The sequence below is a fragment of the Kribbella sp. genome (genome assembly GCF_035687465.1).
Taxonomy (GTDB): Bacteria; Actinomycetota; Actinomycetes; order Propionibacteriales; family Kribbellaceae; genus Kribbella.
The window spans coordinates 1-8,417 of record NZ_DASRXP010000426.1; the positions used below are offsets into that span (position 1 = coordinate 1).

Consider the following 8,417-nt stretch of genomic DNA (forward strand, 5'->3'; position numbering starts at 1 on the left):
ACCGGGCGTTGCGGGTCTCCCTGATCCGGTCGAAGACGACGACAGAGTCGTTCACGGTGTAACCGATGATCGTCAGCATCGCCGCGAGGAAGATGCCGTCGATCGGTTTGCCGGTCCATGCGAACACGCCGACCACCACCGCGACGTTCTGCAGCAGGGCCAGTACGGCGCCCGCACCGAAGGTCCAGCGGAAGCGCACGGCCAGATAGGCCAGCTGGGCCAGCAGCGCGACCCCTAGCGCGATCAGCGCCTTGTTGCGGAGTTCGTTGCCGAGCGACGGGCCGATGCTCTCGTTCCGGACCAGCTCGGTACCGCCGCCGATCCGGGAGATCGACTCGCGGATCTTCTCCGCCTCGTCGTCGCTGATCGTGCCGGTCCGGACGGTGATGTCGTCGGTGCCGGAGGACTGGACCACCGCGTTCGGGTAGCCCGCCTCAGCCACGGCCGCGCGGGCCTGGTCCGGGGTGATCTGCTGTGCAGTACTCACCTCGAGCAGCCGGCCGCCGGTGAACTCGATCCCGAGGTTCAGGCCGCGGACCGCCACCCCGGCGACGCTCACGACGACCGCGATCGCGGTGATGACCAGCCAGCGACGGCTGTGCTTCATCAGCGCGGGACGCTTCGCCTCGAGCCAGGTGCGCACCCGGCCGTGCCCGGCGATCCCACTGATCTCCGGCCGGTTCAGCACGAACTTGCGGGAGACAAGGAACTCCGCGAACACCCGAGTGATGACGAGCGCCGACAGCATCGAGGCGATCACGCCGATGCTCAGCGTCACACCGAATCCACGAACGGGTCCAGCAGCGAGGAAGAACAGCAGTCCGGCCGCGAGCAGTGTGGTGACGTTTGAGTCCGCGATGGCCGACAGTGCGTTCCGGAATCCGCTGCGCAACGATCTGCGGAGCCCGTCGGTCCTGCCTCCGATGTAGTCCTCACGGGCTCGTTCGAACACGAGCACGTTCGCGTCCACCGCCATACCGATGGCCAGCACGAAACCAGCCAGGCCAGGCAGAGTCAGGGTTGCGCCGATCAGGGTCAGGACGGCGTACGACATGCCTGCGTAGGCGATCAGGCCCAGCACGGCCATCAGACCGACCAGCCGGTACACGAAGATGATGAAGAGTGCGGTCAGCCCGACGCCGATGATGCCCGCCATCGCGCTCGCCTGGATCGCGTCCTTACCGAGCGACGGCCCGACCGTGCGCTGGTCGATCACGTCGACCGGCAACGGCAGGGCGCCGCCCGAGATCAGCGCGGCAAGATCCTTGGCCCCGTCCTCGGTGAAGCTTCCGGTGATGGTGCTCTGCCCACCGGAAATGCCGCGGTTGCAGAGTTGGGTGCCGCCGTTCGGGTCGACCTGTGGCGAGGTGATCACCTCGTTGTCAAGCACGATCGCGACCCGGCGCTGCGGCGCGCCGACCTGCTCGCAGGCTGCCTTGCCGGTGATGTCGGCCCAGATCTTCCCGCCGTCGCCCTTGAAGTCCATCTGGACGAACCAGCCCTGCGCGATCTGGGCGGGATCGATCCGGCCCTGGGCTCCGCTGACCAGCTCACCGGTCATCGCCGGCTTGGCCATGCGCAGTACTCCGGCGCCGTCGTCGCTGGGCAGGTACACCTCGCCGGCTGCGGGCTTCGCAGGCTTCGCGGCGACCTGGTCGAGCACCTGGTGGAAGGTGAGCTGTGCCGTCTTGCCGATCACGGCGGCGGCCTCGCGAGGATCCTGCACGCCCGGCAACTCGACGATGATCCGGCGCTCGCCCTGCCGGGTCACGCTCGGTTCGCTGACCCCGAGCGCGTCGATCCGGCGCCGGAGTACCTCGAGCGCCTTGTCGGTGGTCTCCTTGTTCGCCTTCACCGTGGGCGAGTCGCTCGCCTCCAGCACGATCTGCGTCCCGCCGCGCAGGTCCAGGCCGAGCTCCGGCCGGGCGGTCAGTACGACGTACGTCGAGGCGGCCAGGGCTAGGAACGCGAACAACGCGCGGACCAGGGACGACCGGTTCACAGAAAGCCTCCGGAGGTGGGCACCCGCTGTGCGGGTGTCGTGACACAGAGCAGATCACACAGGGTGGGCCACCCCGCGCGGAACGCTCAGTGTACGAACGAACGCAACCTCCCCTTCATCCCTGATCATTCGCCCCCTTTTCACCCTTCGGCCGGGGACAGGCGCAGGACTGTCGAAAAGGGGTGAAAAGGGGGCGAATGATCAGGTGGGTTGGCGGCGGCAGCGCTGTGCCATGGCATCAGTGCGCAGCGGAACTGATTGACGCGTCAGGTGAGGAGGCCCTAACTTCACTGCAACTCGGTCCGTAGTCGACCGCGGACCGAGTGTGATCACCCCTCCGCCCCGGTGGGTGATGAGTTCCCTGAGGAGGAACCGTGCGTCGTCGCATCCGCCTGACCCTGGCCGCCGCCATCGTGCCAGCGATCGCCCTGACCCTTGCCACCAACGCCCACGCAGCCCCGTCACCGGAACCCGGTGGCAGGATCATCCTGGTGCAGCCCGCTCCCGCCGAGCGTGGCGTGACCGCGGTGAAGGACACCTACATCGTCGAGCTGAAGAAGGGCGTGCGGCTGAAGAGCTCGCTCGGCGTCGCGCCGCAGCGGACGTTCAGTACCGCGGTGAACGGGTTCAGCGCCAAGCTCACCGCTGCCCAGTTGGCCGAGCTGCAGAAGAGCCCCGACGTGATCGCGATCTCGCAGGACGTCTACGTCGAGAACGCGGCTGACACCACCCAGCCGAACCCGCCGTCGTGGGGCATCGACCGGATCGACCAGCGCAACCTGCCGCTGTCGAACTCCTTCACCTACACACGGACCGGCTCCGGCGTGAACGCCTACATCATCGACAGCGGCGTCGACCCGAGCCACCCGAACTTCGGCGGCCGGGCCACCTTCGACTTCAACGGCATCGACTCGAACAACACCGACTGCAACGGGCACGGCACGCACGTGGCCGGCACGATCGGCTCCACCTCTTACGGCATCGCCAAGAGCGTGCGGCTGCACGGTGTGAAGTGGCTGGACTGCGGCGGCGGCGGTGCGTCCGCTGCGATCGCTGCCGTCGACTGGGTGACCCGGAACGCGGTCAAGCCGGCCGTGGCCAACGCGTCGTGGAACTTCAACCCCAACACGACGCTGGAGAACTCGCTGCGCGCCATGATCAACTCCGGCGTCTTCCTGGCCGCTTCGGCCGGCAACACCGGGGGCAACTCGTGCGACCGGCTGCCGCGCAAGATCGAGACCGCCCTGGTGACAGCGGCGACCACCTCGACCGACGCACGAGCGTCCTACTCGAGCACGGGCGCCTGCGTGGACGTCTACGCGCCGGGCTCGGCCATCGTCTCCACGCTGCCCGGTAACACCACCGGTTCCTACAACGGCACGTCCATGGCGACGCCGCATGTCGCTGGTGTGGCTGCGCTCTACCTGCAGACGAGCCCGTCGGCGACGCCGGCCACGGTCAAGACGTACATCGAGACCAACTCAACCCCGAACGTGGTCAGCGGCGGTACCACCGGCGGCACGGTGAACCGCCTGCTGTTCTCCAACGGCCTCTAGACCCCCACGCAGCCGCCGTACCGGTCTCCGCCGAGCCGGTACGGCGGTGCTGTGGCTCAGGCGTCCTCGGAGTCGATCCCGTGCTCTATGGCGTAGCGGACCAGCTCGGCGCGGTTGTGGAGCTGCAGCTTCCGCAGGGTGTTGCCCACGTGGTTCTCCACGGTCCGGTGGGACAGCACGAGCCGCGTGGCGATCTGCCTGGCCGTCAACCCGCGCGCCACGAGCCGTAGTACGTCCGTCTCTCGCTCTGTCAGGTGCGGGACCTCCGGACCAGCCCCTAGCCGGCGGTACTCCCCCAGCAGCAACCCGGCGAGCCCCGCACTGAAGACGGCGTCGCCCTCGGCAGTACGCCGTACTGCGTCGTCGAACTCATCCAGTGACGCCGACTTCACCAGATAGCCGGATGCCCCGTTCTTCACAGCAGCCAGTACGTCGCTCTGCTCGGCGCTGGCCGACAACACCAGCACCCGGGTGTCGGGCAGAGCCGCGGTGATCTCCCGGGTGGCGTCGACGCCCGAGCCGTCGCCGAGCTGCAGGTCCATCACCACCACGTCCGGCTGGGTCGCCAGGGCGATCTTGATGCCACCGGCAACATCCGAGGCGGTCGCGCAGACGTCGTACCCGCGGCTCTCGAGGTCGCGGGCGACTCCCTCCCGCCACATCGGGTGGTCGTCCACGATCATCACCCGGATCGTCATGTCTTGCTCACCTTCAGCTCCCACTCGGTTCCCTCGCCTGGCGCGGTCCGGACCGTGACGTCACCGCCGAGATCGGTGATCCGGCCGCGAATCGACTGGCTGACGCCCAGGTGCCCGTCCGACCGGGCCTGATCGAACCGGTCGGGTGTCGTGCCACGACCATCGTCGCGGACCGATAGCAGCACCTCGTCACCCAGGTCCTCCACGACCACCCACGACCTTGCCGATGCCCCGGCATGCTTGGCCACGTTACTCAATGCCTCCTTGACCGCGGCAACCAGTTCGGTCGCGATGTTTGCCGGCAGCAACACCGGCTCGGCGGGGAGAACGATGTCCACGCGAGTCGTGGCTAGCGGCAACAACAGGGTGCAGACGTCCAGCCGGCCGCCGCCACCGGTCGAGGGGCGGGAGGCCATCAGGGCGCGCAATGCGACCTCCTGCTCGGCGGCGAGCCCGGCAAGTTCGACCGCCTCACCACCGATCGCGTTGCCACGTCGCTGGACCTGGGCGAGCACCTGCAGTACTCCGTCGTGGATCGACCTGCCCAGTCTCAGTCGTTCAGCGGTCGCGCTCTCCGCTGCGATCGCTTCACGGAGTCTGACGTTGGCGCGGCGCATCGTGGTCGCGGCGTACCCGACGACGAGGCCAGCGACCAGGAGCAGCTGCACGTTGCTGAGGATCTTCGCTGCGTTGTCCACGCCGCGGAGCGAGAGCAGGGCGAGGCTGATGGTTGCCGCGCCGAGCAGTCCGCCGTCACGGCCTCGCGAGATCGCGAGCGCGATCACCGGGCCGGCCGCCCACACGTTGGTCAGCACGGAGGCGCCGCCGCGGATGTCCTGCAGGGGCTGGGCGAGCAGGGTGGCGTACATGCAGCCGACGGTGACGATCAGGTCGGCGAAGGCCAGGCGGGTGTTGCGACGGCCCCAGTGGCGGCTGTAGCCGATCGACGCGATCACGGTCCAGACGCCCATGATCGCCAGTTGCAGCACAGCGCCGGAGGGCCGCTTGATGCCGTCCCAGATGCTCCACACGCCGAAGCACGCGAACAGCCAGGTGGTCACCCGGAAGACCACCAGCGCGCGCCACAGCGGCAGCAGCAGGTCTGCCGAGTCACCACGCTGCCGGCCGTCTTCCATGTCGCACAGTGTGCCAACCACCCGGGCCGCGACGCTGAGTTGTCGTACGCCAGTGGGGTGAGTGGTATTACCTAGGGCGCCTGCGCATGATTCCCCGCGCTTGCACGGAAAATTCTGCCGAACTACTTCAGCAATGCGGAAATTCGCCGTACTGTCGCGCAGAAGTACACGCTCGGGGGAGCCAAGGTCACGCTACGTCACCACGGAGCGGACCGCTGAAGAGCTTTTATGGAGGGAATCGTGCGCAAAGTATCTGCCGGGCTGTTCAGCCTGGCTCTCGCGGCGACCATCGGACTGAGCTTCGCCTCGTCCGGTAGCGCCGCACCGTCCCGGGATGCGGGTACCGCGCCGGTAGCGAGCGAGGTGTCGGGCTCGGACGAGCTGTCCAGCCCGCAGGAGGACAAGCGGCGGGAGCTGCGTGAGGTGGCCCTGAACAAGGTGCTCGCCGGCACCGCCACGCCCGAGAAGCGCGGCGCGAGCACGGTGGTGAAGGTCGGCACCAAGGCCGCCCCCGCCGCGAAGGGCAAGAGGTCCACCAAGGCCAAGGTCGACCAGTACGTGGAGCTGTCCCGGGAGAAGACCGACCGGATCTTCGTCGTCCTGGCCGAGTTCGGCAATGAGCGGCACCCGCAGTACCCGGACCAGGACACCGCGCCCGCGGTGCCCGGCCCGACGACCTTCCAGGGACCGCTGCACAACGCGATTCCCGCGCCTGACCGTTCGGTGGACAACTCCACCGTCTGGCAGGCCGACTACAACCAGAAGCACTACCAGGACATGTACTTCGGCAACGGCAACTCCGTGAAGAAGTACTACGAGAAGCAGTCGTCCGGCCGGTACAGCGTGTCCGGCGAGGTCACCGACTGGGTCAAGGTGAAGTACAACGAGGCGCGCTACGGCCGCTCCAACGGCTTCCCGTGCGCCAGCAACGTCTGCAGCAACACCTGGAACCTGGTCGCGGACGCGGTGAACCAGTGGGTGGTGGACCAGAAGGCGAAGGGCCAGACCACCGCCCAGATCACCGCCGACCTGAAGACGTTCGACCAGTGGGACCGCTACGACTTCGACGGTGACGGCAACTTCAACGAGCCCGACGGGTTCATCGACCACTTCCAGATCGTCCACTCCGGTGGCGACCAGGCCGATGGCGACCCGCACCAGGGTGAGGACGCGATCTGGTCGCACCGCTGGTACGCCGGCTTCGCCGGCGGCCCGGCGAACAACCCGATCGGTGGCGCCCAGATCGGCGACACCGGCCTGTGGGTCGGCGACTACACGATCCAGCCGGAGAACGGCGGCGTCAGCGTCTTCGCACACGAGTACGGTCACGACCTCGGTCTGCCGGACCACTACGACACCTCCGGTGCCCCGGTCGAGAACGGCGTCAACTGGTGGACGATCATGGCGCAGAGCCGGGTCGGCAAGCCGTCCGACGGAGGCATCGGGGAGCAGGCGGCCGACCTCGGCGCCTGGGACAAGCTGCAACTCGGCTGGCTGGACTACGAGATCGTCAAGGCCGGTCAGAACCGGACCATCGACCTCGGCCCGCACGAGTACAACTCCGCCAAGGCACAGGCCGCGGTGGTCACCCTGCCACCGAAGAACGTCACCACCCCGCTGCAGCCGCCGGCCGCCGGCACCAAGTCGTGGTGGAGCGGCGAGGGCGACGACCTCAACCGCACGATGAACCGCCAGGTCACGCTGGCTGCCAATGCGGCCGCGAGCCTCACGTTCCAGGCGAACTGGGACATCGAGGACTGTGGTCCGGACGCTTGTGACTACGCCTACGTCGAGGTGGACGACGGCACCGGGTACAAGGCGATCCCCGGCACCATCGGCACCCCGACCGAGGGCAACGGCATCGACGGCAAGAGCAACGGCTGGAAGCCGGCCACGTTCGACCTGTCGGCCTACGCCGGCAAGACGATCGGCCTGCAGTTCCGCTACAGCACCGACTCGAACACCGGTGGCTTCGGCTTCCACGCGGACGCGATCAAGGTGACCTCGGGCTCGACCACGGTGGTCGACTCCGGTGCGGAAGCGACGCCGGAAGGCTGGACCCTCAACGGCTTCTCGTCGGTCGGCTCGTCGATCACCACGGCGTACGCCAACTACTACATCGCCTCGAACATCAACTACACCTCGTACGACCAGCACCTGAAGTCCGGGCCGTACAACTTCGGCTGGGCCAGCACGTTGGCTGACAAGGTTGAGCACTTCCCGTACCAGGACGGTCTGCTCATCTGGTACTGGGACACCTCGCAGCGCAACAACAACACCAACGAGCACCCAGGCGAGGGCCTGGTCCTGCCGATCGACTCGCACCCCGTCCCGATCAACCGTCTCGACGGCCAGATCTGGCGTCCGCGAGTAGCCGGCTACGACGCGACCTTCGGTCTGGAGAAGGCCGACTCGTTCACGCTCCACGTGAACGGCCAGGCCAGCTACATCCGCGGCCAGGACGCAGTCTCCACCTTCAACGACAGCAAGAAGTACTTCTACCCGGAGCAGCCGCAGAGCGGGGTCAAGGTCCCGAACAACGGCGTCAACATCAAGGTCCAGTCCCGCACTGGCACCTCCACCAAGATCAAGATCTCTTCCCGCAACTAGTCCCACAACACCTCTCCCCCGACGGCCCCGAGACACCATCTCGGGGCCGTCGGCCTGTCCCCCCGTACGCCGGTACGCCGAGCGCGCGTGGTCCGCGCATCCACAGGCGCATGTCGTTCGCGGGTGCATAGGTGTGGGTGGTTCGCGGGTGCATAGGTGTGGGTGGTTGGTGGGTAGGTGTGGGTGGTTCGCGTCGCCGGGCTGCGTGATGGTGCTAGTCGCGGCGAGGTGAGTCAAGGGCGCTTCGCGGCCCTTCGGGCTCGAACGAGTTCGACCCTTGACACACCTCACCACGACCAGGGAAGGACGCAGCTACGCCCGGAGCCGCTGGGAAGAACGGCCACAGTCCAGGGGATTACGTCGAGGAGATGCCGCCCGGGTGACCCGCCGCAGCACCGGTGTCCCGACCGACAGG

General features: G+C 67.6%; 5 protein-coding genes. 2 read left to right on the top strand and 3 right to left on the bottom strand.

The features are described from left to right. On the bottom strand, window positions 1-2,002 hold a 2,002-nt coding region (secD, locus tag VFG33_RS22035), incomplete at its 3' end, for a protein translocase subunit SecD (RefSeq protein ID WP_325054810.1). A 374-nt stretch (window positions 2,003-2,376) separates the two neighbouring features. On the opposite strand from secD, the gene VFG33_RS22040 reads away from it, so the two are divergent. After that, window positions 2,377-3,558, top strand: a complete 1,182-nt coding sequence (locus VFG33_RS22040) for a S8 family peptidase (RefSeq protein WP_325054811.1) — start codon at window positions 2,377-2,379, stop codon at window positions 3,556-3,558. A gap of 56 nt (window positions 3,559-3,614) precedes the next feature. Here the strand turns inward: VFG33_RS22040 and VFG33_RS22045 are convergent, their stop codons facing one another. Next, window positions 3,615-4,256, bottom strand: coding sequence for a response regulator (locus VFG33_RS22045; protein WP_325054812.1), 642 nt, complete (start codon window positions 4,254-4,256; stop codon window positions 3,615-3,617). After that, window positions 4,253-5,392 (bottom strand): MacS family sensor histidine kinase, encoded by a 1,140-nt coding sequence (macS, locus tag VFG33_RS22050; protein ID WP_325054813.1) that lies wholly within the window; start codon window positions 5,390-5,392, stop codon window positions 4,253-4,255. The genes VFG33_RS22045 and macS overlap by 4 nt, the downstream gene beginning before the upstream one ends. A gap of 240 nt (window positions 5,393-5,632) precedes the next feature. Between macS and VFG33_RS22055 the strand changes: the two genes are divergently transcribed. Continuing rightward, the gene (locus tag VFG33_RS22055) at window positions 5,633-8,002 is read left to right on the top strand and encodes an immune inhibitor A domain-containing protein (RefSeq protein WP_325054814.1); all 2,370 of its coding nucleotides are present in this window, start codon (window positions 5,633-5,635) and stop codon (window positions 8,000-8,002) included. Window positions 8,003-8,417: the final 415 nt, after the last annotated feature.